We start from the raw sequence: 26,692 nt of genomic DNA on the forward strand, positions 1-26,692 counted from the left end.
GTCGCGGCAAACGCTGCGCGCTTGACATCGAACCCGTCCCTGCTCGCAATGTCCTGCAACACTTTCAGTTCCTTGTCCGCCTGTCCCGAGCGAGTATTATTCCTCGGACCATGCAAGGCAAGGCGCGGCGCACAGCGCGATCTGCATGCGACGCAAGCGACAAGAAGGACAGACCTGATGCCCGCCGACAAACTCTTCATCAATGCCAGGCTCGGTGACGGTGCTGGCAGCGACATGCGGGTCCGCGATGGCCGCATCGTTGCGATCGAAGCGAGGGCCGAGCGCCCGGCCGCGGTCGAGATCGTCGATCTCGGCAACGCGCTTGTCGTGCCCGGCTTCGTCGAGGGCCACATCCATCTCGACACCAGCTTCTATGGCGACACCTGGCGGCCGCACCGTCCCTGCACTGATGGATTCAACGTCCATGAGCGGGTGGCGTTTCAGGCCGAGAACCTTGCTGCCGCCGCGCCGATGGACGTGCGGGCGCGGAACCAGCTCGACCTTTGTATCGGACATGGCACGACGCAGATGCGCAGTCACGTCATGGTCGACGGTTCGGTAGGGCTGAAATCGCTCGAGACCATCCTGAGGGTGCGCGAGGAATACCGGCAGCTGATCGACATCCAGCTCGTGGCGTTTCCGCAGAGCGGGATTCTCAGCAGTCCCGGCACGCCGCAACTGCTCGATGAGGCGATCAGGCTCGGCGCCAATGTGGTCGGCGGGCTCGATCCCGCAAGCTTCGACCGGGATGTCGAGGGGCATCTCAATGTCGTCTTCGGCGTTGCGCACAAGCATGGCGTCGATGTCGATATCCATCTTCATGATGGCGGCATGCTCGGCGCCTTCGAGGTCGAGCAGATCGCGGCGCGGACGCGTGCGCTTGGCATGGAGGGCCGCGTCGCCGTCAGCCACGCCTACGGGCTCGGCGACATTCCTGCGGACGCGCTGAAGAAGACCGCCGACATTCTGGCGCGCTCCGGCGTGGCGATCATGACGAATGCGCCGGGCAGCCGGCCGTTCCCGCCGGTCGCCACGCTCAGGAACGCCGGCGTCACGGTGTTCAGCGGCAATGACAATATCAGGGACAGCTGGTGGCCCTATGGCGACGGCGACATGCTGGGCCGCGCAATGATGATCGGATACCGCTCGGGTTTCTACACCGATGACGAGCTCGCGATCGCGTTCGACATGGTCACCGCGGCCGGCGCCAAGGCGCTGCGGCTCGAAGGCTACGGCCTGCGTGTGGGCGACAAGGCCGATTTCGTGACCTTGAACGCTGCGCATATCCAGGAGGCCGTGGTCGCACGGCCCTCCGGGCGCTCGGTGTACAAGGGCGGGATCCTTACGGCGCGCGACAACCGCGTCGTCAAGGACGTCGGCCGATCCTGAAGCGAGGGCCGCCGCCCGGCGCGAGGACTAACGCGCAGACGGGATGATCGCGCGGAGAATATCGCGGTTCCAGCGTTGCCGGGCGCCATCGAATGCCGCGAAATCGTGATCGAACTGCCAATAGGCCCACGCCCAGCCGAAGCTTTCGGCGCGTCTCGCCACGAACGACAGGTATTTCGCACGGCTCTCTGCCGGCGCGCGCTCGTAGACGCCGAACTCTCCTAGATAGATCGGGCGCTTCTCTTTCTCCGACCAGACGCGGACCTTGTCGAAATCCGCGGCCGCCGTCGCCTCGTCTTCGGCAGAGCCCCAGCTTAGCGGGCCAATCTTCGAGAAGGTTGCCGACCACGGCGCGCCCTGATGGGTAAATCGTACCGGCGCATAATAATGGAACGTGACGATGAGGTTTCTGTCACCGGACGGCAGCGCCAGCTCGTCGACCGGCAGTTCGTCGACGTTGAGGACGGCCGCAACGACGCTTCGCTTCGGATTGGTCTGCCTGATGATGGCGAGACATTCGCCGAGCAGCGCATTCCATTCGGCCGAGGTCATGTTGCCACCGGGCTCATTCAGGACCTCGAACACCAGCTTCGGATATTTCCCTGCATAGCGCGCCGCGATCTGGCGCCAGAACGCCTTGAGCTTCACGGTGCATTCCGCAACGTCGCGCTGGCAGAGGTCGGTGTCGTGCTCGTCGAGGATCGGGATCAGCTTCCGCGCCAGCACGTCCTCGATCACGCCATCGAGGCGCCGCAACACGGCTTCATCCAGGAAGTTTCCGGAATCCATGTGCCTGAAGCCGAAGAAGTTGATCCTGACATGCGAGAAGCCGGCCTGGCGGATCGTATTGAGGTTTTCCAGGCGGAAAGGCGCGTTCTGGTGTCCTTCCCAGATGCCGTCATAGCCGAGAATATTGATGCCGCGCCCCAGTGCCGCGACGTCCGGCGACGCGCCTTGCCCCGCGGCATTCGCCGGCGAGATCTGCACCGCAGACAGCGCCGCCGCCACGAGCGCGCTGAAGGTTCCCTGCAAAATCGATCGGAACGCCGTCATGGTTGCTCCAGCTCGTGCGCACGCGATGACGACACCGGCCGACAGACGGCAAGGAAGAACGCAATCAGCAGCACCGATGTGAACATCGTCGAACGAAGGAACACCGTCTCGGTAAAGTTGGTCTGGCAGTTGAGAAACACGAACCCGATGATCAGTGCACAATGCAGACGATCGATCGCACGCTCCGCGATCAGGCAAAGCACCTTGTAGGAGAACAGAAAGACGCTTGCCGTGAACAGGACATAACCAAGGAATCCCGTCTCGATCAGAATGGCGATATAGCCATTGTGATAGTTGTCGAGCACCCAGCCGTGGTTCTGGTTGAAATAATCGTAGATCGCCGGGTTGGTCCAGAACCCGTTGATGCCAAATCCGAACAGCGGTGCGTCGTCGAAATGACCGATGGCGTACTGCCAGATGAAGGTTCTCTCGGTGAAATTGATCGTCGTATCGAAGACGTGGATCGAGTCGTATCCGGTCGTGTAGAAATACAGGATCAGCAGCACGGCCGCGACGCACATAACGCATGGCAGGATCGCGTAGACCTGCATGCACCTGACGGACCACAGGGACGTCAGCAACAGTGCACAGGCAACCAGCGCCAGGGCGCCGGCGCCGCGCGACTCCGAGAGAATGACGCAGGTCGAGGCGAGCCCGAAGGTGACCAGGAAAGGCAACCATCCCTGTCCGGTTATCTTTCGATAACAGGCAAAGAACATCAGATAGGCACCGGCAAAGCCCAGGGTCTGCTTCGATTCGAAGACGCCCTGCCACTGCCCCATGTGCATCCAGCTGTCGTCGACCCCGATATCCGGGAAAACCACGGCACAGAGCGCAGAGGCCGCGATCAGCACGAAGAGGCCGCGGGTCGTCGTTTTCACGATGTCGTCGATGTCGACGCGGGTGATCATACAGAACGCGCCGAGCGTCGTGATCGCGAGCGCCGCGGCCTTCATCAGGGCGGCACCGCCCAGATTGGTCCAGAACACCGAAATAGTAGCGAACGCGTAGAACGCGATGACCGCAAGCGTGTCGAGATTGAAGGCCAGCCGGAGGCACGGACGGATGAACAGGCTGGCATAGATCAGCACGCCCCACATCAAGAGGGCTATGGCCTGCTGCACCAGCGTCAACTCGGTCGGCAGCAGCGCGGCGTGGAAGGTCCCCATCGACATGATCACGTTGATGGTGATCGACCAGTTGACGACGGTTCTTGCGAAATTTTCCGCCTCGACGCTGGGCGCCTGCCAGGTCGAGCTATCGAGCGCACGTCCGTCCATATCGGTTGTACTCCGCTCATATTAAATGAGCTCGGCACTCCGGTGGATCGCGCCGGAGCGCATATTGCACGCGGTAGGCTTCAGTCTTTGCTAGACGAGGATCGGGTCCGGTTGAGCAGCAGATAGAGAGCATGCGGATTGGTCGTCAAATAGCGCCAGAACAGCCGGCGCGGCTCGAGCCAGAGCCGCCAGGCCCATTCGAGTCCCACGATCTGCATCCACCTCGGCGCGCGCGGCCGCGAGCCCGACAGGAAATTGAACAATCCGCCTGACGTCTTGATGACGCCGACGTTGCCAAGCTGCGGCATGAATTCATCGACGAAAGCCTGCTCGTAGGGCACGCCGAGCGCGACCCAGAGGAAGTCCGGCGCCAGCGCGTTGATCTCGTCGACCTTGGCCCGCAGCGCGTCGCCGCGCAGATAGCCGTGCGAATGGCCGACGATCTTGAGGGCCGGATAGGCCCGGCGGACATTGGCGATTGCCGCCTTGTTCTCGGCATCGTCGGCGCCAAGCAAATAGAAGGTGAGCCCGAGCTCCTCCGCCTTGCGCGCGACGTTATGAAACAGGTCGGTGGTCGCGACGCGCTCGGGCAGCGGGTTCGATGACCGGAGCTTGGACACCATGACGAGCGGTTGCCCGTCGGCATTGATCAGGTCGGCGGTGCGGAACAACCGATCGGTCATCGGCTCGGTCGAGCAGCGCGACAGCACCTCGCCATTGGCCGAGGTCAGATACAGCGGACGGTTGACCCGCCGCTGCGGGTGCACCATCTCGACCATGAAACCCGCAGTCTGCTCGCGATCGAGCACGGCGAGCCGCAGCCCGCCAATGGTTGCCCGGGGAACGCCGGCGGTCGCAGCCCTGCCGACAGGATTGATGCGACGCTCCCGCATTCCGCCTGGCAGCGATGAACCGGCCCGTGGATCCGCCGATGCAGCCGGCTGCTGGTCACCCGAAGTGTTGCAAATCCGGACAGCTGGAGCAGCCGTGTCTGAATTGAGACGCCGCGTCCGCTCGCGATCGGCGCGCGCGGGCGAAATTGCATCCGAAATGCGGGCGTTTTGGCTGTTAGTCAACATTTCACCAAGGGCTCCAGTGCTTACCTGCCCATAACTGCAATATCCGGTCCAGCCGCGTGCCAGCCGCGCGATGCGTGATGATCTCAGGCCGCAACCGGATTATTAACGATACCGACAGATGAGGCGTCACACGCGATCGGTTCACCGCGGTGAACCTTCGATCAGCAACAATGCGCAAAGGTCGACGCACTACATTAATACAAATCGAATTCTACCGGTGCCCGACGTCATCAGCCTTTGCTATAAGGGTATCCACGCCGGCTCGATCGGCACTTTGAAAACCCGTTTGTTTGGTTTCGCATGAATAAGAATGATGACGCGTTCGATGTCTGCATCGACGACGCATTCGACTTCCTGTCCGAAGAATACGCGACGTTGTTTGAAGGGTCGGACGCGACCGCCTTCCAACATCCGCTGTGGCTGGACAGCCTCTATCGCAAGCTCGCGCCGGCCGCGGCTGCGAAGCCGCTGGTCGCCGTCATCAGGCATCGCGCAAGCAAGGCGCTGGCGGCGGTGCTGCCGCTGCTGCGCGTGCGCCGCGGGCCGATGCGCACGATCGAATTCGCGGACCTCCGTGTGTCAGACTACCTGTCGCCGGTCTGCAGCATCGCGACATTTGCCGAGCTGCTGCGGGACGAGCGGGCCTGCGAGAGACTTCGACACCTGGTCCGGCCATTCGATCTGCTGCGCATACCGAAGCTGCTCGATGCCAAGATGCCGATCGAGAATCTGCTCGGAGCGCCTCACCGCAGCTTGATGGATACCAACGCCTACGCGACGGTCCTGTCTGCGCCGTTCGAGCAATGGCAGATCAACGCGTTGGGGAAGTCCTATCAAAAGGAGCTGGCAAAGAAATGGCGCCAGATCCACAAGAAAGGCACCCTCACCTTCTCATGTTGCGACGACAGCGCTTCCATCGGCGAGGCCATGGAGGTGATGAAGAAGTTTCGCGGTCCGCGGTTCCAGGCGCATGGTGATGGCGACCTGCTGCAGCGTCCGGAATATTTCGATTTCTATTCGAGCGTGGCGCTGCGCGGCGCCGGCGCCTTTGCGCGGCTCTATGCCATGAAGATGGACGGCGAGGTCATCGCCACCGCCCTTGGGCTATCTCACCGCGACAGCCTCCTCGTCGTCATGACGGCATTCGATATCGAGGGATACAAGAGCCAGTCGATCGGCGCGCTGACGTTCGAACGGGTCGCGCGGGACTGCATCGAGCGCGGCGATCGGGTGCTCGATTTCACCATCGGTGACGAACCCTACAAGAAGCAGTTCGGGGGACAGCCGACGCCGATGTCGAGTGTGACGCAGGCCGGCAGCGCGGCCGGCTCGCTTGCCCTGTTTGCGCTGAAACAGGCGCCGTGGATCAAGCAGGCCGCCAAGCGGGTGACCGACATCAGGCCGATCCGCACCTCGACCGGCACGCGGTAGCGCCGCCAGGAGTTTGCCAAGAGCTAGCCAGGCGTTTTTTGCGGGCGCCTCGCGCTACAGTTCAGGAAAAACTCAGTCGTCGTCCCGGACAAGCCAACGGGTCGGCGCGAAGCGCCGCCCGATGACAGGCTCCGCGCGATCCGGGACCCATAACCACCGATGGCTGTCGTTAGAACAAGCTGGGGCCCCAGCCTTTGCGCCACAAATATTTGTGGTTATGGGTCCCGGCTTTCGCCGGGACGACACCGAGTGTGCGGCGCCATAGCTCTGGGTTCTTGCTTTGACGCGTTTTCTTCACGCGAACCGGTGCCCACTTCGCCCGAATACGCTTTAACGCAGCGCGCTGCGGACGCGCATCACCCATCCCGGATGAATTCGGTCCACCCGATGCGCGATCGCGCGGCGCAGGAAGTGCAGCTTCCGCTGCATCGTCCAGCGTGCATCGGTGTTCGATGTCAAGTCCTGCCGGTAGCGCGCCAGTTGCAGCGAAAGCTGGTCTGCGGCGAGCTTGTCTCGATCGGAATAGAACTGCGCAATTTTCTCCGTGCCCATGCCGTCGGTCTCGAGCCAGCGCGGCACATGGTGCGTGCAAAGACGTTCGACATCCACCAGCAGACGGCTGACGCCGGTTCCGGCGGCCGGACAATTGGTCTGATAGGCATCGCCGATCAACACGACGCCCGGCTGCAGGTGGCCCTCGGTCGCGGTCAGGTCCATGACCCAGTTCTGCACCGGGCCGACAACCTGGAAGTCGCCGAGATAGGTCTCCAACCCCGGCATCAGACGAAGCAGCGTCCGCCTGGTGTCGCGGCGCAGCTCGCGCATGATCGGATCGGTCGGATCGCGGAACATGAACAGGTTCGCCCGCATGCCTCCCGACATCGGAAACAGGCTGAGATAGTCGACGCCGTCGGCCGCCTTCTTGCCATAGCAGGTGAGGGCATCGAAATCGAACGGCGCGTTGTCCGGCCGCGCGATCGTGAAGCCGAACGAAACCGAGTGGCGCGCGGCAAGCATCTGCCGGCGCATGCCGAGACTGTAGCCAAGCGCGCCCGCCATGCCGGTCGCCAGAATGACGAGACGCGAGACGACGCGTTTACCGGAGGCAAGCGTCAACTGCTGCTGATCGTCGCTGCAGCTGACATTGGTCACCTGGTCAAGCAGGAAGCTCGACGTATCAGGCGTCAGGTCGCGGGCCATGTTGACGAGGTTGGCATAGGAAATTCCGTAGGACCGGCCGACGCCGATATCGATCAGCCTGCCGTCCCTGATGTTGAGCACCCTGTCATAGGGCGCGGCGACGGCCTCGACATCGTCGATGAAGCCGAGGCGGCGCAGGATGTCGATCTGCCGTCCCGCGATCTTTTCGACGCGGAATTCGTCCGGAGGAATCGCGCGCTTGTCGATCAGGACGACCCGGTAGCCGGCCCGGGCAAGGACGGCTCGCGCAAGCGAGCCCGCCAAACCGGCGCCCACGATCGCGACATCCGCTTCGATGACCTCGGCCTCGCAGGTCGCGATCGGCATGGTCGTGCTTTCCTCGGCAATCATGTTTGTCCGCTCCAACGGCTAATTGATCGCAGAACTGCAATTTCCCTGCCTGCCGTGTCGCCTTCCCCAACGAACACGACGAGTTCCATTATTGAGGTTAATGAAAACGTGCCGACTGCGATCGGCCGGCTCTCGGCACATGGCTTGCACCAAAGACCGTCATGAAACCGATCTCTTGGAGGCTCACCAGCAGGATGGCGGGTCTATCGCGTGGCCATGGAGCCTCGACGGACGCCCTTGGCACGCAGACGCGGCCTCACCCGGCGCGCTCCTCGCCTTTGGACCGAACTTCGGAGAAACGCCGATCTGCACCGTTTGCAGACAGCGCGCGCGACGCCGTTCCAGAATGGAGCAAGGCGACGGATTGACCTGGTTCACAACCGCGAGGCGCGCGGAGGCCAGCCGGAAGGAACGGAATCTTAGCAAGACAACATTAACACTCGCGACTTGACCGATTGCTACGGTCGACAGCCTGACTGGATATTGAGATATCTCTGGTGATTGCCTCTGTTCTCCAACTGCTACGGCGCGATGTGACGCGCGGCGTTGCCGGGACCATCCTGCTCAAGGTTGGTAGCGGCGGGTTGGCATTCGCGCTGTTCTCGCTGGCCGCGCGGACCATGACGGCCGACGCGTTTGGAGATTTTGCTACCTGGCTTTCCGTCGCCCAGATCGCATCGGTTGTGGGCCTGGTCGGCCAGGAATTGCTGCTCGTTCGCTTCCTCAACGAATACCAGGTGCGCGGCCAGGCCGATCTCACCAAGGGCGTCCTGCTGTCGAGCCTGAAGTACTCCGCGGTCGGCATGCTGATTTCGATCGCCGCGATCGCGGCGGCGGCGGTCGTTCGCGGCGAGTGGTGGCTGCTGGTCCTGTCGGTCTCGGCGTTTGCGGCCGTCAATGCCGGGCTCATGCTCGGCAGCCAGATCGCGCGATCCCTGGTCAGCATTCTGATGGGGGAAGGCAACCGCGAGTTCTTCTGGCGGGTTGCCGTTGTCCTGTTCCTGATCGCGGTGCTGCTCGGCCACCGGCAGCTCACCCCGGCCGAGCTGTTCACCGCGATGTCGGCCGCGATGGCGCTAGGGCTTGCCGTGCAGATCGTGTCCGTCGTGCGCGCGCTGCCGAACCTGCGCGCGGTCACCGCGCGCCTCGAGACCGCACGCTGGAACCGGAGCGCGTTCCGCTTCTGGCTCTCATCCATTCTTGAAGCGGCCAACCAGTATTTCGACGTCATCCTGGTCTACTGGATGCTCGATCCGGCCACGGCCGGCGTCTATTTCGCCGCCTCGCGTCTGGCGAACATCTTCGCCATGCTCTCGGCTGCGCTCTACACGTTCGGCGCGCGTCGGCTCCCCTCGCTGTATTTCAGCAAGAATCACGGCGAACTCGAACATACGCTGAAGCTGATGGCCGAGGTGACCGCGCTTTGCGTGCTCAGCGGCCTCGTCATCGTCTGGGTCGGCGCCCCCTATTTGCTCGGCCTGTTCGGGCCGCATTTCGCTGCGCAGCAGTGGGTGTTGATCGTGCTCGCAATCGGAACGGCGTTCCAGGCGGCGGGCGGACCGTCCGCCGCGGTTCTGCAACTGACCGGGCATGAACGCGACTATGTTCCGGTCGTCGCCGCCAACGTGGCGTTGCGGCTGGTGGGATTTGTCGTGCTGATCCCCTGGCTCGGCGTGCTCGGCGCTGCGATTGCGGCCACCGTGTCGCTGGTGCTTACCACCATCGCCCTCAACGTGCTGTGCCGCCGCCGGACCGGCGTCGATCCGTCAATCCTGGTGCTGACGCATCTGGCGTCGTCGAAGAGTGGCGCCTACGCGGTCCGCGTCGCCGATAGCAAGGACTAAAGCGTTTTCGAGCGAAGTGGACACCGGTTCGCGTGAGGAAAACGCGTCAAAAGAAAGTTGGAGCCTCTTCAGCTTGCCAATCCCAGGGCTTCGCCCTGACGGCCGCGAACCGCGGCATTGCCGGCCACGCGGTTGACGACGAGCGCTGTCGGCACCGAACCGGACCTTGATAGATCAGCTCTCGCCTTGGCGACGGATGCCGCGTTGGCGGCACCCTCGCGAACCACCAGGATCACCAGATCGGCATGGGCCGCCAGCGCCACCGCAGCCGGCTGCATCGCAAGCGACGATGCATCGACGATGATCAGGCCGAAATCGCCGCGAATATCGTCCGGCGGATATGGCGGCGCCTTGCTGCTGGCGCCCAGCAGCTCGACGACGGACGGCAGATCGGCCTTGATGATCCCCGAGCCTTGCGGCGGCGCGGCCTCGGCCCGCCTCGATTCCATCTCGATCAGGACGCTGAGCGTCCCGTTCTTGACGGCGGACCGGTTCAGCGACCGTGCGACGGTGCTGCCGCCTGCACCGGCCTCGACCGACAGCAGCAGCGCCACCTTGCCGTGGTCTCCCGGAAGCTGCTCGATGTTCTCGACCAGCAGCTGAAGATGCGGGCTGAGATCGGCCTCGGCCGTCGTTGCAATCGGGGTCTGCCAGACGCTCCTGACGGCATCCGGCGACACCATGTTGGGAATGCGGGCCAGCACCGGCAATCCCGGCAGCAGCGATGGCTGCGCTTCGGCGCGACGCGGCACGGGAACGGCCTTGATCGGAAACGGCTTCAGACCGGGAATGGCGACAATCGCCGTCGACGTCAGCAGCGAAACGATCGCGAGCGCGACGAGCAGCAGAGGCAGCGGCGGAAGCGTCGAACGCACCGGCGGCGTCGCCGGCGATGCAACCTTGGTCTGCGAGCTCTGCAAACCGCGCTGCTCGTCGGTCGTCCTGTAGCGCGAGAGGAACTGCTCGTAGATGTTCTTGTTGGCGTCGGCGTCGCGCTGCAATTCCTGCAGCTTAACGAGCGCCTGACCGTCGACCAGGATCTGCTGCTCGGCCGCCTTCAGCTGGTCTTCGAGCGCCTTCTGCTGGTCGCGCTGCGCCTCGTATTCCGACTTCGCGGTGTCGATGTTCTTCTTTCGCTCGATCTCGATCTGTCGGTTGAGGTCGCTCAACTGGCTGAGCGACATCACGAGGTCGGGATGGCGATCGCCGAGCACGGCACGCTTCTGCGCGATCTGGTCGTTGAGGGCTGACCGCTGGGCACGCAGCACGCTCAGCAGATCCTGCTTGACCGGGCCGTCGACATTGGCCTTCAGGTCGCGTTGCGACTGCTCATAGCGCGCCTTGGCCTCTTCGGCGCGGGCGCGCGCGGCGGCGACCTGCTGCGTCAGATCGGTGACGCGCAATTGCTGCGTGGTCGATTCCTTGCCGGCGTTGACGATCCGGTGCTCGAGCTTGAATTTGGCGACGGCATCTTCCGACAACCGCAGGCGGTCGTTCAACGCCTTGAGCCGGCTCTTCAGCCAGTCGGCCGCCTCGTCGGTCGCCACGCTGCGGGTTCCGCGCTGGCTGGCGACGAACGCCTCGGCCACCGCATTGGCGTAGTACGCCGCGCGCTGCGGGTCGTTGGACGTGAACTTGATGGCGATCACATAGGTTAATCCGCGCCTGGAGATATCGAGCCGGTTGCGAAACCGGTCGAGCAGGCGGGTGGGATCGGTCCTGCCGCCGGAGATGTCGCTGTCCTCGGCGATCTTGAGCTGGTCGATCAGCGGCCCGAGAAATCCGTCCGATTTGGCGATCTCGACATAGCTCTGCAGCGCTGCGGCATCTTGCCCGATCCCCGGCAGCACGTCCTGATCGGCGGTAACGCGCTGCTCGCGCGGGTCGACCACGACAAGCGCAGTCGCCGCGTAACGCGCCGGGATCAACATCAGCAAGATGACACCGACCGCGAAGATCACAGCGGCGAGCATCAGAATGCGTTGACCGTTCTCGCGAAAAAAGCCGACCACGCCGGCAAGGCTAAGCACGCCCTTGGTGATTTCTGCGGAAGATTGGCCGGCCGGCACGCCGGCATTTTCCCACGACGCTGCGGGTTCCGTGGCTTCGGAACGTCTCGGGCCTACGCGGCTACCGAACTTCATGGGTTCAAACTCGAATTCAACTGACAGTACTGCTCCAACGTAAATATCTATGGTTAATCTGCGGTTACCCCTCCTTACGCGGCCGTAACCAATTAGTTAACGAGCCAGTTGTACCCTATGTGTGAGACAATCCCTTTTGATTGCGCTTTTGATTGCTGACCATGTCCGATCGCACTAAATGAGCAGTAACCTCAACCCGCGCTACCCGGTGCACGAGCACGCTTCGCGTGATAGGAACGCGCGCAAAAATGAAGGGGGCGAATCCATTCCTTCAACGGGTGAGGAATCCGTGCTCCAATACACGCCAAGCACAGCATTGCGCGAGGCATCGGCCGCGTCGCGCGATCGACCGAACGAGAGCAGGAAGAAGCTGCGTGTTGTCCTGGTGCAGACCCAGGCCGAGAACGCCGGCGCGCAGGAGATATCGCGGCTGCTCGGTGCCGGCCTCACCGCGCGCGGCTATGACGTCGCCAACCTGTTCTTCTTCCGCAAATCGGATTCCTTCGACGAACCGCCCAATACGTTCTATTGCGCGTCGAGCCGCCCGGGAAATCCGGTGGCGCTGCTGCGGATGCTGTGGACGCTCGCCGGACATCTCAGGACCATCCGGCCCGATGTGGTCCTGACCTTCCAGCACTTCGGCAACGTGATCGGCGGAGGCGTGTCGCGCCTCATCAGCCGCGCCCCCGTGATCGCCAACCAGGTATCCTCGGCGATGTCGATGAGCATGCCGGTGCGCGCCGCCGACATCATCATGGGCTCTACCGGCTTCTTCCAGTGCATCACGCTGAACTCGCGGGATATGGAGCGTGAATACGCCCGCTATCCGGCGCCCTATCGCGCGCGGATGAAGCACGTGCCGCACGGCTTCGACGACAAGTCGCACAGCCTGCCGAAGGACGTTGCACGACGGCAGTTCAAGCTGCCGCTGGATCGTACCCTGCTCGGCTGCGCGGCCAGGCTGCACCCGCACAAGCGGCTCGATGCAGCAATCCGCCTGCTGGCCGCCGACCCATCCTGGCACGTTGCGCTCGCCGGCCAGGGCGCCGATGAAGCACGGCTCAGGACGCTGGCCGATGAGCTGAAAGTCTCGGACCGGCTGCACCTCATCGGCGAGATTCCGCCGCGCCAGATGGCCGACTTCCTGGCGTGCCTCGACGTCTTCGTCTTCCCGACGCAGGCCGAAACCTTTGGCCTCGCCGCCGTCGAGGCCGCGAGCGCCGGCATTCCCTGCGTCGTCAACGATCTTCCCGTTCTGCGCGAGGTGCTGTCCTGCCAGGGACAGCCCGCGGCGGTGTTCGTTGACGCTGCTGACGAGGCGGAGTTTTCGGCCGCCGTATCGAAGGTCCTGACCGATCGTGTGTTGAGCGACCAGCTGCGGCAAAGCGCCGTGGGCCTGAAGTCGCGCTATTCGTTGGATGCCATGATAGAGGAATACGTCCGCATTCTCGCCAACGCCGTGGGGGCGGACGCGCACTAGGAAGTTGGGCTGGACATGATTATCGAGTTCCGCTGCGATCGTGAGCAGCCGCGGCTCTGGATGTGCCGCGAAAAGCTGCGCGTCAACGATCAGGATATTCCCGTTCAAATCGCCTGGACCACGACGCCGGAACCTCGACCGGCCGGCCTCGACATGCTGTTCGAACTCGAACGCATCGTCCTGCGCAAGGGCAAGGCCGGCGGCGCCGACCGGCTGAAGACGCTCCCGGAGCGGCCGCGCGCAGGCAATCCCGACGTGGTGGTCGACTTCACCAGCGCCGAGCGCGATCCGGACTGCGCCGCCACGCTCTATCTCCGTCCGCGGTTCAACGGCTCCACCGGAGAGCATGCGGCGCTGACGGCGATTCTCGCCGGCGACCTGCCGGTGATCGAAATCGTCAACGAGCGCGACGGCTCGGTCATGGACCGCGGCCATCCCTCCGCGGAAATCGCAGCCGGCTTAAGTGGCGGGCTCGAAACGGTGATGGCACGCACGCTGTCCATGCTGCCTCCGATTCTGTCGGGAGTTCCGCGGCTGGTGCCGCAATTGGCCGCTCCGGCGAGCGCCGGCGCGCCGCGCAACCCCGCGCCGTTTGTCGTGCGTGGCGTGGCGACTTCGATCGCCAAGGAAATCTATCGGCTGTGCTGCTACGCGCCGCACTGGCATATCGGATGGCGCTACGCCGAGAACGCGGATGTCTGGCGCACCGGTGACCTGTCCGGCCCGGCCTGGAAGGTGCTCGGCGATCCCGGCAACCACTTCTATGCCGATCCCGTCCCGGTGAAATGGCAGGGCAGGACGTTCGTGTTCTTCGAAGATCTCGATCACCGGGTCGGCAAGGGCATCATCTCGGCGATCGAATTCGACGGCAACGGCCCGGTCGGCACCGTGATGCCCGTGCTCGAAGAGCCGTGGCACCTGTCCTACCCGTTCCTGATCGAGGACAATGGCGAGCTCTGGATGATCCCGGAGAGCACCGCGCATCGGGACGTCCCGCTCTACAAATGCATCCGCTTTCCGGACAAATGGGAGCGGCACAGCACGCTGCTGTCCGGGCTCGAGCTGGCCGACGTGACCATCACGCAGCACGATGGTCTGCACTACATGTTCGGCGCCTGGCGCGATGGCACCGGCGGATATTCCGACACGCTGGCGATCTATTACGCCGACCGGCTGCTCGGCCCCTGGCAACCGCATGCGGCCAATCCGATCCTGATGGATCGTGCGAGCGCGCGGCCGGCCGGAAACTTCGTGACCGTCGACGGAAAACTGTGGCGCCCGGTGCAGGATTGCAGCAGCGGCTACGGCGCGGCGCTGGGACTTGCGGAAGTGCTTGAACTGTCGCCGACGACATACAAGCAAGCGGTCCGCCACCTGCTCAAGCCCGGGCCGCTGTGGAGCGGACGGAAGCTGCACACGCTCAACCGGTGCGGCCAGCTCGAGGTGATCGACGGCTCGCGGGTGCAGCCGAAGACCACAGCATTCCTGGCCAGCCTGCGATCAAGCGGCCGATCATCGCAGTGGGCCTGGCACAGCGCGCTGGCGAAGCCGATCGCACGACGGCTCCACTAGCGCACCGGCCATCGATGTAACGGCTCAGTTCGGCTCGGCGCTCAGCACGCCGCCGAACTGCTCCCAGGAGCTCCCGGTCCAGCGCTGCAGCTGAAGCTGCGTATAGGCCATGCTGTTGTCGGGCCCGGTGTTGACCGTGACGCCCGGCATCAGCGTCGGCAACACAAGTCCCTTGATGTTGCGCGCCTGCTTCACGATGTTCTCGCGCGACAGGTCGTTGCCGCATTGCTTCAGCACCTGCTCCAGGATCTGGCCCTGCTGGGTCCCGAACAGATAGTTGCTGTCGCCGATATCGGCACCCGAAAGATACTTCTCGAAATGGGCGCGATACCATTTGATGCCGGGATCGTCGGCCCATTTCTTGTCGTTCGGATCCTTCGCGATGGTCGCCACGACGACGCCCACCGCCTTGTCCGCTCCGGCCGGCACGATGGTCGAGGAAACCGAGCTCGACACGTAATTGACGATGGTGAGCGGCGACCAGCCGATCTCGTTCGCCTTCTTGATCGCTTGTGCTGCGAATTTCGGCGTGCCGGCGATCAGGAATGCCTGGGCGCCCGACGCCTTCAGCGTCACCACGCGGGAGTCAATCGTGGGCTCGGTGACCTCATAGGGCGATGTCACCACCTTCTTGTCGAATTCACCCTTCAGGGTTTCCTTGAACGCGGCCACGAAGTCACGGCCGAGGTCGTCGTTCTGGTAGAGGATCGCGATCTTCGCGTCTGGCGCCGTCTGGGCGATGTACTTGGCGTAGATCTTTCCTTCGGTATTGTAGCTCGGCAGTCCCGTGGTCGTCAGCGGAAACTCGGCGAAGTTGGCAAACTTGGTCACGCCGCTCACGACAAAGAGGTGCGGCACCTTCTTCGCGGTCACGTATTTGATGGTTGCGCCGATGCCGGGCGTTCCCAGCGGGCTGAACAGGAACGCGACCTCGTCGCTCTCGATCAGCTTGCGGGTCTGCTCCACCGCCTTGGGCGGTGAATAGACATCGTCATAGGTGATGAGGTTGATCTTGCGGCCGTTGATGCCGCCGCGATCATTGATGGAGTTGACATAGGCGATGAGGCCCTTGCCGGTATTGCTGAGCGGAGATGCCGGGCCGCTGAACGGGAATGTCGCCCCGATCTTGATTTCCGATTCCGAGATACCAGGCGTTTCGGCGCGGACGGGAGCCGCGGCAAAGGCCGCGAGAACCGCAATGCAAACTGCAAACTTTCTCAACAACATGCAACTCCCCTTGGTTTTATGAGTTTGAGGCAACCCGTCGCGTCGGGCCTACCAGGCCTCGCCGAACGGCCTGATCTCGACATTGAACGACCACGCGCTGCGATCCTGGTGCGCGACGTGCCAGATCTCGTCAGCGATCGCTTTCGGCTTGATGAAGAAATCGTCCGGCCGCTCCGGCCAGCGCTTCCGCGTCCACTCCAGATCGATCACCGCATCAATGACGACGTAGGCGACGTGAACGCCTTGCGGCCCGAGGTCGCGCGCCATCGCTTCGGCGAGAATCCGCTGCGCCGCCTTGGTCGGCGCGAAGCCTGCGAAGCCAGCCTTGCCACGCAACGCCGAGGTGTTGCCGGTCGCAACGATGGCGCCCTTGCCTGCCCCGATCATCGCCGGGGTAAAGCGCCGTGCCAGATACAACAGCCCCATCGTGTTGACATGGAAGTTGCGATTGAGAATCTGCGGATCGATCTCGCGAAAGGTGCCGAACGCGCCGCCGACGGCGTTGTGGATCACGACGCCGGGATTGCCGAGATCGCGCTCCACCTCTGATGCCACCGCCTCGACCTGCGCGGGGTCGGACACGTCGCATCGAAAGGCCTTTGCGCCCGGCAGTTGCTTCTCGAGCGCGGCGAGGCGTTCCTCGTTCCTGGCGAGCAGCGCCACGCGATAGCCGCCTTCGGCGAATCTCCTGGCGAGCGCTGAGCCCGTGCCGGGTCCTACGCCGGAGATCAAACAAACAGGTGCGGTCATGCGATCACCCCTCCGCGTTGTGGCCAACAGGTTTCATGCTCAGGCGGCCGCCTTCGACCGCAGCTTCTCGACATAGGGCTTGAGCTCCGGCGCAAAATGCGCGTGCTCGAGCAGCCGCGCAAAGTGGGCGAACATCAGCGGATAGTCATCCTGCACGCCCGGGTGCAGGATTCTCTCCAACCCCTGCTCGCGCAATTGCTCGGCCCGCCCGTGCTCGTTCGTGAACAGCGCGAGTTCGGCGGCAAGGCAGATGTCGGCAATCGAGATACCGGTTCCCACCAGCGTCTCGCGTCGCGGCGACAATGCCTGCTCGATCCCGGAAGCATAGATTGCGAACGCGTCCTTGGCGCGCGCATGAATCGCCGCATCGACGGTGCCACCCGACAACGCCAACAGATAGATCTGCGTGTCCCGTGCGAACACCAGGCTGACGTCAAGGAAGCTGTCGATCCTGGACGCCTCGTAGGCGTCGCGCCCATAGAGGGCGAACTTCGCCTCACCGAGCCGCGCCACCGCGCGCATGATGCTGTTCGATTCGAAAATGCCGACCTTGCCGTCGGCGCCGAATGCGGCGGGCACATTGCCGAACGGCTGTGCTGCCATGAACGCATCGGTCTTGAACAGCTGTGCGCCGGTCAACCCGACCCGGCCGGTCCGCGCCAGCGACGACAGCGAGGCGCGTTCGTGCTCCGTCAGCGGATGGGCATCGTAATCCCACAGCCAGTCGCGCAATTCCTTGCCGGAGGCACCACGGACCTCGACATCGACGCCGCAGAACCGCGCCGCGATGGTTGCTTTCCAGACGCGTGGGTTCGGCAAGTAAGAGAATATACGCAGGTCAGCCATTGTGGACTGCTCCCGTTGCGACAGGCCTCAGGCGGCGAGCTTCAGGATCTTAACGACATCGCCGGGCTCGCGGATCGGCTGCGGGTTGGCCCGGGTGAAGATCGACAGCATGGCGTTGCGGCCGATCAGCTCAAAACGGTCCTCGCCGACGCCGACATCAGCCAGCCGTCGCGGCAGGCCGAGCTCGGCGATAAAGCCGGCGAACGCCTCGCCGGCGTCACGCCCCGGCGCGCCGAGCGCGGCGGCGATCGTCTGCTGGGCGGCCTCCGTCGCGGGACGGTTGTAGCGCAGCACGCTCGGCATCATCACCGCGGTGCAGAAATAGTGTGGAACGTCGCAGGTGCCGCCGAGGACATGGCCGATGGCGTGGCTTGCGCCCATCGGCACCCGCGACTGCAAGCCGAAGGCCGACAGCCACGAGCCCAGTTGGCAATTCAGCCGCGCCGCCTCGTCGTCCGGATTGTCCTTGGTGCGCAGCAGGCCGTCGTGCAGATAGCGCAGCCCCTGCTGGCACACTGCGTCGACGAGCACGTTGGGACGGCTGGAGCAGATCGCCTCGATGCCGTGGTCCATCGCGCGGGTGCCGGAGCCCAGCCAGAGCTTTTCGGGCGTGTATTTCGTGATCGCGGGATCGAGGATGATGCTGCGCGGCATCATCATCGGGTGGTTGAATATCTGCTTCAGCTTGCGGCTGGTGTCGGTGACCAGCGCGCCGGAATTGTACTCGCCCCCCGACAGCGTGCTGGGGATCGCGATCATCCGGACCTTCGGGTTGCGGAACGGCCCGAAGCGGCGCTCCGGCGTAGTCTCGAAGCCGTCGAGCCCAGCAGCTTCGAAGATCTCGTGCTCCATGCACATCAGCACGATCTTCGCCGCGTCGACCACCGAGCCGCCGCCGATGGCGACGACCAGGTCGGCCCTGGCTTCGCTCGCCTGTCGCGCGATCTGCGTCACCACATCCCGCGTGGTGTGCTGCGGCACGCCGTCGAAGGTCGCGGCATGGCGATCACCGAGCGCTTTGCGGATCTTCTCGACCTCGTCGGTCGTGGTGTTCAGCGTCCGGCTCGCGATCAGATAGACGCGCTTGGCGCCCAGCCGTTCGGCCTCCTCGCGCAGCGCCTCGGCCGCCGGCCTGCCGTAGATCACGGATTCCATGCTGGGGTATTGATGGCTGCCGACGAAGCCCATGCTTTCACTCCCTCGATGTGTCCGTGAGTTACGCCGCCGGTCAGGCCGACAGCTTGGTGAAGTCCGGCTGACGCCGTTCGGCGAAGGCGGCGAAGGCCTCGCGCGCTTCCGGTGTCGTCAGCCGCTCCTTGAACAGCACGCCTTCCTCGGCGATCTGCGCCGCGATCCGCTGCTGCTCGCGCATCAGCTGCTTGGTCATGCTGAGCGAACCCGCCGGCCGTTTGGTGAGTGCGATCGCAGCGTCATGCGCTTTCTTGCGCAGATCAGCCTGCGGCACCACGGCATTGGCGAGGCCGGATGCCAGTGCGCCCTGCGCATCCATCGGCTCGCCAAGCGCAAACATCGCATAGGCGCGCGCGTGCCCGATCCGCAACGGCAGCAGCCAGCTGGATGCGGCTTCCGGAACGAGAGCGAGATTGACAAAGGGTGTGATCAGTCGCGCGTTGTCGGCGAGATAGACCAGGTCGCAGTGCAGCAGCATGGTGGTGCCGACACCGACCGCATTGCCCTGCACCGCCGCGACGATCGGCTTGCCGACCTTGCTGATGGTTTCGATGAAAGTGTGGGCCGGACTGTCGACAGTGCTTTCACCGCGCGCCTGGCTTGCGAAGTCAGCCAGATCATTGCCCGCGGTGAAGCTGTCGCCGTCGCCCTGGAACAGGATCACCCGGACAGAGGCATCCGCCTCCACCTGCTTGAGCGCCGCGGACATGACATTGTACATGGCGCCGGTCAGCGCGTTCTTCTTTTCCGGCCGCCGCAGCGTCAGCGTCATGACGCCGGCTGCGATCTCAACCTTGACATGCTCGGTCATGGCACTCTCCGGTTAGGCGACCGCACGGGCCGGCCTGGTTTCAAATTTGCCATCGAGGAAGCCGGTCAGCCGCTGCCGGATGATCGCTTCGGCCTCGGCCATGATGCGGTCGATCAGCTCCTTGACGGTCGGGATGTCGTTGATCAGCCCGACCACCATGCCGCAGCTCCAGGCGCCGGCATCCATCTCGCCGTCGATCATCACCTTCGGGTAGACGCCGGCGACCTGCTCGTGGATGTCCTCGATCTTCAATTTGGCGCCCCTTTCGCGCTCGATCTCGAGCAGCTCATCGACGCCTTTGTTCTTCAGCACGCGCTCGGTGTTGCGCAGCGCGCGCATCACCAGACGGGTGTCGAGCTCGTCGGCATCGAGCAGCGCCTGCTTCACATTGGCATGGACCGGCGCTTCCTTGGTGGCGATGAAGCGCGTGCCCATGTTCATGCCGGCCGCGCCCATCGACAGCGCCGCGACGAGGCTGCGCGCATCGGCCATGCCGCCCGAAGCCACGAACGGGATCTTCAGCTCGTCTGCCGCACGCGGCAGCAGGATCATGTTCGGGATGTCATCCTCGCCGGGATGACCGCCGCACTCAAAACCGTCGACGCTGACCGCGTCGCAGCCGATCTTCTCGGCCTTCAGCGAATGCCGCACCGAGGTGCATTTGTGGATCACCTTGATGCCGGCTGCCTTCAGCGCCGGCATGTACTGCTCCGGGCTACGGCCCGCGGTCTCCACCGCCTTGACGCCGCCCTCGCGGATCGCCGCGATGTATTCCGGATAGGGCGGCGCGGTAAAGCTCGGCAGGAAGGTGAGGTTCACGCCGATCGGCTTGTCGGTCATGTCGCGGCAGCGCGCGATCTCCTTGGCCAGCAGCTCCGGCGTCCTCTGGGTCAGGCCGGTGATGATGCCGAGGCCGCCGGCGTTGGACACCGCAGCCGCCATCTCGGCAAAGCCGACATAGTGCATGCCGCCCTGGATGATCGGATGCTGGATACCGAACAGTTCAGTGATTGCTGTCTTCACAAGTCTCTCCCGCGTTTCCGATCAATGGACGATTTCGAACAGGCCGGCCGCGCCCATGCCACCGCCGATGCACATGGTCACCACGCCGTATTTCGCCTTGCGCCGACGGCCCTCGATCAGGAGATGGCCGGTGAGCCGCGCCCCGGTCATGCCATAGGGGTGGCCGATCGCGATCGAGCCGCCATTGACGTTCAGCCTGTCCGGATCGATGCCGAGCTTGTCGCGGCAATAGATCACCTGCACCGCGTAGGCTTCGTTGAGCTCCCAGAGATCGATGTCGTCGATCTTGAGGTTGTGCCGCTTCAACAGCCGCGGGATCGCGGCGACCGGGCCAACGCCCATCTCGTCCGGTTCGACGCCGGCGGCGACGAAGCCGCGGAAGATGCCGAGTGGCTTCAGGCCCTTCTGCGCGGCGATCCTGTCGCTCATGATCACGCAGGCCGAGGCGCCGTCCGAGAGCTGGCTGGCATTGCCGGCGCTGATGGTCTTGCCCTCGAACACCGGCTTGATCTTCGCGAGACCTTCCGACGTGGTATCCGGCCGCGGACCTTCATCCTTGGCCAGCGTCACCTCTTGATAGCTGACGTCCTTGGTGTCCTTGTTGACCACGGCCATTTTGGTCGTGATCGGCACGATCTCGTCGTTGAAACGGCCGCCCTGCAGCGCGGCGCCGACGCGGCGCTGGCACTCGAGGCTGTATTCGTCCTGCTTGTCGCGGCCGATCCCGTAGCGCTCGGCGACGACCTCGGCCGTCTCCAGCATCGACATGTACATCTCGGGCTTCATGGCCATCAGCTCGTCGTCGACGGCATGGAACCTGTTCATGTGCTCGTTCTGCACCAGGCTGATCGACTCGATGCCGCCGCCGATCGCGATCTCGACGCCGTCAAGCATCACCGACCGCGCGGCAACCGCGATCGCCTGCAGGCCGGAGGCGCATTGCCGGTCGATCGTGGTGCCGGCAACAGTGACCGGAAGTCCGGCGCGGATCGCGCCCTTGCGCGCGACATTCATCACCATGGTGCCCTGCTGCATGGCGCAGCCCATCACCACGTCCTCGACCTCGCCCGGCGCAATGCCGGCGCGCTTCACCGCCTCGGCCATGACGTGGCCGGCCAGGGTCGGGCCGTCGGTGTTGTTGAGCGCGCCGCGATAGGCCTTGCCGACGCCGGTGCGCGCGGTGGAAACGATGACTGCATCCTGTGACATGCTTGCCTCTCTCTGGCTTAGGCGGCCGCGTCGAGCTGCGCGAAGCGCAGCACGTGGTAGGCGGGATCGCCGAACTGGATGTTGATGGAGGAGATCCGCTTGAAGTAGTGGCCGACATTGAGCTCGTCGGTCATGCCCATGCCGCCGTGCAGCTGCACGGCCTGGTCCGCCACGAACTTGGCGGCATAGCCGATCTTGGACTTGGCGCCCGAGGCGAGCCGGGAAATGCCGGCCTCGCCCTCGCTGAGGCTGAGGCTGAGATGCTGCATCAGGGACAGCGTCTCCTGATGCGCGATGAACATGTCGACCATCCGGTGCTGCAGCACCTGGAAGCTGCCGATCGTGACGCCGAATTGCTTGCGCGTCTTGGAATAGTCCAGGGTCGCCGCGTTCAGCTCGCCGATCGCGCCGACCGTCTCGGCGCAGAGCGCGCCGATGGCCTGGTTGCGGCAGGTCTCAAGCGCCGTGACGCCCCCGCCTTCGTTGCCGAGTAGCTCTCCGCGCACGCCGCGCAGGCTGATCTCCGCCGCGCGGCGACCATCGATCGTCTTGAAGCTTTGCAGGTCGAGATTGGCGGCGCGCCGATCGACCACGAACAGGCTGACGCCGCTGCGATCGTGACGATGGCCCGAGGTGCGGGCGGAAACGATGAGATAATCCGCCCAGGGCGCGGCCATCACCGCCGTCTTCTCGCCGGTGATGACATAGTCGTTGCCCTCCCGGTGCGCTGTGGTGGTGACGGTGGCGAGGTCGAAGCGCGAGCCCTTCTCGGTCCAGGCCAGCGCCCAGAGTTTTGATCCGGCGATGATCTCGGCGATGTAGGCCTGCTGCTGGGCGTCGGAGCCGGCCTGCTCGATCAGGCCGCCGGCCACCACGACCGTCTCGACGAACGGTTCGACCACAAGATGGCGGCCGAACTCCTGCATGATGATCATGGTCGACAGCGGCCCGCCGCCGAGCCCGCCGACGGCTTCTGAAAATGGCGCGGCGAGCAGGCCGAGCTCGGCGAATTCTGCCCATTGCTTGCGGCCCAAACCCTCCTCGCTCGCGACGATCTTGCGGCGGGCGTCGAAATCATACTGGTCGCGCAGCAGCCGCTGGACGCTGGACCGCAACAATTCCTGCTCTTCCGTGAACTGGATATCCATCCGATCCTCTCGTGCCGCTGTTGCCAAAGCGCGATGAGATGCGCCTTAGCTCCTTGTTTGAGCATGATCTCCGCTTTTCCGGATCAGAGACCAAGCACCGCCTTGGCGATGATGTTGCGCTGGATCTCGTTCGATCCGCCGTAGATCGAGAGCTTGCGCGAGTTGAGATATTTCTCCGACGCCGTGTGGCCATAGTCCGGACCCGGCATGAAGTGATTGGCGCTGATTGGATGCTCGCGGATCGCAAGCCCGTAATTGCCGATCGCGCGGTGTGTCAGCTCGGTGATGTCCTGGAAGATCTCGGTGCCGCGAATCTTGAACAATGACGCCGCCGGTCCCGGATCGATGCCGCGGGCCATCTGGGCGACAACGCGCAACTCGGTTGCCTCCAGCGCCAGCACGTCGAGCTCGACGCGGGCGATGTCCCTGATGAATTCGAGATGCGCCGGATCGTCTTCCGGGATCTCGGCCTTCACGATCTTCTTCAGCCGCTCGATATAGCGCGTCGAGCGGCCGATGCCGGCCATGCTGGTGCGCTCATTGCCGAGCAGGAACTTGGCGTAGGTCCAGCCCTTGTTTTCCTCGCCGATCAGGTTCTCGGCGGGGACGCGGACGTCTTCCAGGAAGACGTCGTTGACCTCGTGCGAGCCGTCGATGGTGATGATCGGGCGCACCGTCACGCCCGGCGACTTCATGTCGATCAGCAGGAACGAAATGCCGGACTGCGGCTTTGCCGTGGGATCGGTACGAACCAGGCAGAAGATCCAGTCGGCATGCTGCGCCAGCGTGGTCCAGGTCTTGTGCCCGTTGACGATGTAGTGGTCGCCGTCGCGCACCGCCTTGGTGCGAACGGTGGCCAGATCGGAGCCGGAGCCCGGCTCCGAATAGCCCTGGCACCACCAATCCTCGCCGGACAGGATACGCGGCAAGTACTTCTTCTTCTGCGCATCGTTGCCAAACGTATAGATGACCGGGCCGACCATGGTGACACTGAACGCCAATGGCGGCATCGTGCCGGCGCGCGTCGTCTCCTGCTCGAAGATGAAGCGGCGGGTGATCGACCAGCCAGGCCCGCCATATTCCTTCGGCCAGAGCGGCGCGATCCAGCCCTTGTTGTGCAGGACGCGATGCCATAGCAGCATCTGCTCCTTGGAGAGGTCGGTCTCCGGATTGGGGACGCGCATCTCCGCCGGATAATTGTCCTTGATGAAGGCGCGAACCTCGTCGCGAAACGCCGCATCTTCAGGGGAGAGCGCGAGCTCCATCGTACAGGCTCCCTACCACTTCTCGCCGAAGGGCCGGATTTCCAGCTCGAAGGTCCAAGCACTCTTCGGCTGCTGGTAGAGCTGCCAGTAGGATGTGGCGACCGAGGCCGGCGGCATCAGCAGATCGGGATCGTCGAGCGCGTTCGGGCCGAGCGCCTCGATGCGGCGCTGCCGCACCCATTCGGTGTCGACGCCGGAATCGATGATCAGATGCGCGACATGGATGTTCTTCGGTCCGAGCTCTCGCGCCATCGCCTGCGCCACCGCGCGCAGGCCGAACTTGGCGCTGGCGAAGGCGGCATAACCGCTGCCGCCGCGCAACGACGCCGTCGCGCCGGTGAAGAAGATGTTGCCCTCGCCACGCGCCGTCATCAGCCGCGCCGCCTCGCGTCCCGCCAGGAAGCCGGAGTAGCAGGCCATCTCCCAGACCTTGCGGAACACCCGCTCGGTGGTCTCCAGGATCGGGAAATTGACGTTGGCGCCGATGTTGAAGATGCAGACCTCCAGCGGCGCATGCTTGTCGGCGTCGTTGAGGAAGGAGATGATTTCCTCCTCCTTGCGCGCATCGAGCGAGCGGGCATGGATCTCGCCGCCTGCCGCCTCGATCTCCTTGACCAGCGGCGCCAGCTTGTCGCCGTTGCGGCGGCCGGCGAACACCGTGAAGCCCTCGGAGGCGAACTTCTTGGCGATCTCGCCGCCGATGAAATCACCGGCACCAATGACGGCAACCGTCCTGTTTCTCTTCTGCATGGTGGTCTCCGGTCTTGTCTGAGTGAACTGTTCTGCGGACGACGCGTCAGCTTCAACTGCGCAACGATTCCGCAAGCTTGTGCTTCAGCAGCTTGCCCGTCGACGTGGCGGGCAGAGCATCCATCAGGATAATCTCCGACGGACGCTTGTACGAGGTCAGTTGCGGAGCAACATGGGCCATCAGGTCCGCCACGGTGACGGTCGAGCCCTTGATCAGCTGCACGAAGGCGACAACCTCCTCATTGCCTTCGACCGCCCGGCCGACCACGGCGCACTGCACCACGGCGTCGTGCGTGCTCAGCACCGCCTCGATCTCGGCCGGATAGACGTTGAAACCGGAGCGGATGATCATCTCCTTGGTGCGCCCGACGATATAGAGGGCGCCGTCCTGGAAACGGGCGAGATCGCCGGTGTTGAACCAACCGTCGGGGTCGATCGCCTTGGCGGTCAGATCGGGGGCGCGGTAATAGCCGCGCATCACATTCGGGCCGCGGACGTGAAGTTCGCCGACTTCGCCGTCGCCCACGGGCTTGAGATCGCGACCGACCAGCTTGGCCTCCAGGCCCGGCATGACGGTGCCGACCGCGTGGTCGTCTCGCGGGTTATCGGGCCGGACGCCGGAGATGCCCGGCGAGCATTCGGTGATGCCGTAGCCATTGAGCAGCGACAGCCCGAGCTCCTGCTCGACCCGGGATTTGAGCTCGAGATCGAGCGGCGCACCGGCCACGGAGATCACGCGCAACCGGCCACGATCGAGCTTCGGCAGGCCGGCATTGCGGCGATATTCCAGCAGTCGCTGATAGGTCGCGGGCACGCCGTTCAGGATCGTGATGCCCTCCTCGGCCATCGCCTTGACCAGCGCGGCCGGATCGTACTTGGCGACCAGACGCACGGTGGCGCCGACCATCAAGGTCATGGTCAGCAGCGAGATGCCGACGATATGCGAGATCGGCAGCACGCAATACTGCACGTCGTCGGCCGCCATCTTGCGGAAGGCCGCGGTGCCGCGGGCGCTGAACAGCAGATTGCGATGGGTCAGCATCACGCCCTTTGGCGCGCCCGTGGTGCCGGAGGTGTAGATCAGGACCGCGACCTGGTCTGCGCCATCGGCCTCGACCGGCTCGGCAACCGTTGCCAGATTGAGGCCCGTGACGGCGACGCCGCGGAGCGGACCGACATCCTGCACGGCCGCCTCGTAGCGCGCAGCGTGGGTGGCTGCCTCCTGCGAGACGTCGGCAGTCAGCAGCACGCGGCGGGCGCCGCTGTGATCCCTGATCTGATCCAGCTCACGCGGCGACAGCCGCGGATTGACCACGATCGACCACACGTCGAGCCGGCTCGCCGCCAGCAGCACGCAGGCGAGCGGAACGGAATTCTCGCTGACGATCATCATGCGGTCGCCGGCCCGGATGCCGAGCGCCTGCAAGGCTTCGGCGACCCGGCCGACCGTTCGATCGAGCTCGCGATAGGTCAGCCGCATCTTGTCGTCGACCAGCGCCAGATGATCCGGCGTCGCCGCGACGTGGTGATCGATCACCGCGTGGATGCGGTTCGGCAAGCCTTCCACACTTCCTTCAGCCACCTGCGTCGACGCCTGCACTGAAACCTCCCTGTCGCAGCCCTTCGGGCTTGATTTGTTGGCTTGAGGA

General features: G+C 64.1%; 21 protein-coding genes. 5 read left to right on the forward strand and 16 right to left on the reverse strand.

Features of this window, described 5'->3' with window-relative positions:
* Window positions 1–177 precede the first annotated feature (177 nt).
* A complete protein-coding gene (locus tag WDM24_RS33140) occupies window positions 178–1,389 on the forward strand; it encodes an amidohydrolase family protein (RefSeq protein ID WP_338828757.1) in 1,212 nt (403 codons plus the stop codon).
* A gap of 27 nt (window positions 1,390–1,416) precedes the next feature.
* Here the strand turns inward: WDM24_RS33140 and WDM24_RS33145 are convergent, their stop codons facing one another.
* From WDM24_RS33145 to WDM24_RS33155, 3 genes are all read right to left on the reverse strand, one after another.
* A complete protein-coding gene (locus WDM24_RS33145; RefSeq protein WP_338828758.1) occupies window positions 1,417–2,442 on the reverse strand; it encodes a glycoside hydrolase family 5 protein in 1,026 nt (341 codons plus the stop codon).
* Window positions 2,439–3,722, reverse strand: coding sequence for an O-antigen ligase family protein (locus WDM24_RS33150; RefSeq protein WP_338828759.1), 1,284 nt, complete (start codon window positions 3,720–3,722; stop codon window positions 2,439–2,441). The genes WDM24_RS33145 and WDM24_RS33150 overlap by 4 nt, the downstream gene beginning before the upstream one ends.
* A gap of 80 nt (window positions 3,723–3,802) precedes the next feature.
* The gene (locus WDM24_RS33155) at window positions 3,803–4,615 is read right to left on the reverse strand and encodes a WecB/TagA/CpsF family glycosyltransferase (protein WP_338828760.1); all 813 of its coding nucleotides are present in this window, start codon (window positions 4,613–4,615) and stop codon (window positions 3,803–3,805) included.
* Window positions 4,616–5,101: 486 nt separating this feature from the next.
* On the opposite strand from WDM24_RS33155, the gene WDM24_RS33160 reads away from it, so the two are divergent.
* Window positions 5,102–6,232 (forward strand): GNAT family N-acetyltransferase, encoded by a 1,131-nt coding sequence (locus tag WDM24_RS33160; RefSeq protein WP_338828761.1) that lies wholly within the window; start codon window positions 5,102–5,104, stop codon window positions 6,230–6,232.
* Between the two features lie 330 nt (window positions 6,233–6,562).
* Here the strand turns inward: WDM24_RS33160 and WDM24_RS33165 are convergent, their stop codons facing one another.
* The gene (locus tag WDM24_RS33165; RefSeq protein ID WP_248114300.1) at window positions 6,563–7,783 is read right to left on the reverse strand and encodes an FAD-dependent oxidoreductase; all 1,221 of its coding nucleotides are present in this window, start codon (window positions 7,781–7,783) and stop codon (window positions 6,563–6,565) included.
* Between the two features lie 497 nt (window positions 7,784–8,280).
* Here WDM24_RS33165 and WDM24_RS33170 point away from each other — a divergent pair, with 497 nt between their 5' ends.
* Window positions 8,281–9,627 carry a lipopolysaccharide biosynthesis protein gene (locus tag WDM24_RS33170; protein ID WP_248114299.1) on the forward strand — a complete coding sequence of 449 codons (1,347 nt, stop codon included), beginning with the start codon at window positions 8,281–8,283 and terminating at the stop codon, window positions 9,625–9,627.
* 68 nt (window positions 9,628–9,695) lie between these two features.
* Here WDM24_RS33170 and WDM24_RS33175 read toward each other — a convergent pair whose 3' ends face one another.
* Entirely contained in the window at window positions 9,696–11,771 is a 2,076-nt protein-coding gene (locus WDM24_RS33175) for a GumC family protein (protein ID WP_414645644.1), read from the reverse strand.
* 289 nt (window positions 11,772–12,060) lie between these two features.
* Between WDM24_RS33175 and WDM24_RS33180 the strand changes: the two genes are divergently transcribed.
* Both WDM24_RS33180 and WDM24_RS33185 read left to right on the forward strand, forming a co-directional pair.
* On the forward strand, window positions 12,061–13,251 hold the full coding sequence (locus tag WDM24_RS33180; protein ID WP_338828762.1) for a glycosyltransferase family 4 protein: 1,191 nt from the start codon (window positions 12,061–12,063) through the stop codon (window positions 13,249–13,251).
* A gap of 15 nt (window positions 13,252–13,266) precedes the next feature.
* Window positions 13,267–14,823: a glucosamine inositolphosphorylceramide transferase family protein gene (locus WDM24_RS33185; RefSeq protein WP_338828763.1), complete on the forward strand. Its 1,557-nt coding sequence runs from the start codon at window positions 13,267–13,269 to the stop codon at window positions 14,821–14,823.
* 24 nt (window positions 14,824–14,847) lie between these two features.
* Here the strand turns inward: WDM24_RS33185 and WDM24_RS33190 are convergent, their stop codons facing one another.
* The 11 genes from WDM24_RS33190 to WDM24_RS33240 all read right to left on the reverse strand — a co-directional run bounded on the left by WDM24_RS33190 (window position 14,848) and on the right by WDM24_RS33240 (window position 26,643).
* Window positions 14,848–16,050: an ABC transporter substrate-binding protein gene (locus WDM24_RS33190; protein ID WP_338828764.1), complete on the reverse strand. Its 1,203-nt coding sequence runs from the start codon at window positions 16,048–16,050 to the stop codon at window positions 14,848–14,850.
* 48 nt (window positions 16,051–16,098) lie between these two features.
* Window positions 16,099–16,800 carry an SDR family NAD(P)-dependent oxidoreductase gene (locus WDM24_RS33195; RefSeq protein WP_338691611.1) on the reverse strand — a complete coding sequence of 234 codons (702 nt, stop codon included), beginning with the start codon at window positions 16,798–16,800 and terminating at the stop codon, window positions 16,099–16,101.
* A gap of 39 nt (window positions 16,801–16,839) precedes the next feature.
* Entirely contained in the window at window positions 16,840–17,646 is an 807-nt protein-coding gene (locus tag WDM24_RS33200) for a glutathione S-transferase (RefSeq protein ID WP_338691612.1), read from the reverse strand.
* Window positions 17,647–17,673: 27 nt separating this feature from the next.
* Window positions 17,674–18,834 carry an iron-containing alcohol dehydrogenase gene (locus WDM24_RS33205; protein WP_338691613.1) on the reverse strand — a complete coding sequence of 387 codons (1,161 nt, stop codon included), beginning with the start codon at window positions 18,832–18,834 and terminating at the stop codon, window positions 17,674–17,676.
* A gap of 40 nt (window positions 18,835–18,874) precedes the next feature.
* The gene (locus tag WDM24_RS33210; RefSeq protein ID WP_338828765.1) at window positions 18,875–19,648 is read right to left on the reverse strand and encodes an enoyl-CoA hydratase-related protein; all 774 of its coding nucleotides are present in this window, start codon (window positions 19,646–19,648) and stop codon (window positions 18,875–18,877) included.
* A 12-nt stretch (window positions 19,649–19,660) separates the two neighbouring features.
* Complete coding sequence (locus tag WDM24_RS33215) at window positions 19,661–20,671, reverse strand: nitronate monooxygenase family protein (protein ID WP_338828766.1); 1,011 nt, start codon at window positions 20,669–20,671, stop codon at window positions 19,661–19,663.
* A gap of 21 nt (window positions 20,672–20,692) precedes the next feature.
* A complete protein-coding gene (locus WDM24_RS33220) occupies window positions 20,693–21,880 on the reverse strand; it encodes an acetyl-CoA C-acyltransferase (protein ID WP_338828767.1) in 1,188 nt (395 codons plus the stop codon).
* Between the two features lie 17 nt (window positions 21,881–21,897).
* Window positions 21,898–23,028, reverse strand: a complete 1,131-nt coding sequence (locus WDM24_RS33225; protein WP_338828768.1) for an acyl-CoA dehydrogenase family protein — start codon at window positions 23,026–23,028, stop codon at window positions 21,898–21,900.
* 83 nt (window positions 23,029–23,111) lie between these two features.
* The gene (locus WDM24_RS33230; protein WP_338828769.1) at window positions 23,112–24,293 is read right to left on the reverse strand and encodes an acyl-CoA dehydrogenase family protein; all 1,182 of its coding nucleotides are present in this window, start codon (window positions 24,291–24,293) and stop codon (window positions 23,112–23,114) included.
* Window positions 24,294–24,305: 12 nt separating this feature from the next.
* The gene (locus WDM24_RS33235) at window positions 24,306–25,043 is read right to left on the reverse strand and encodes an SDR family oxidoreductase (RefSeq protein ID WP_166209342.1); all 738 of its coding nucleotides are present in this window, start codon (window positions 25,041–25,043) and stop codon (window positions 24,306–24,308) included.
* Between the two features lie 52 nt (window positions 25,044–25,095).
* The gene (locus WDM24_RS33240) at window positions 25,096–26,643 is read right to left on the reverse strand and encodes a class I adenylate-forming enzyme family protein (RefSeq protein ID WP_338828770.1); all 1,548 of its coding nucleotides are present in this window, start codon (window positions 26,641–26,643) and stop codon (window positions 25,096–25,098) included.
* Window positions 26,644–26,692 lie beyond the last annotated feature (49 nt).

This window comes from Bradyrhizobium sp. 27S5 (genome assembly GCF_037217225.1).
In the GTDB taxonomy this organism is placed as follows: Bacteria; Pseudomonadota; Alphaproteobacteria; order Rhizobiales; family Xanthobacteraceae; genus Bradyrhizobium; species Bradyrhizobium septentrionale.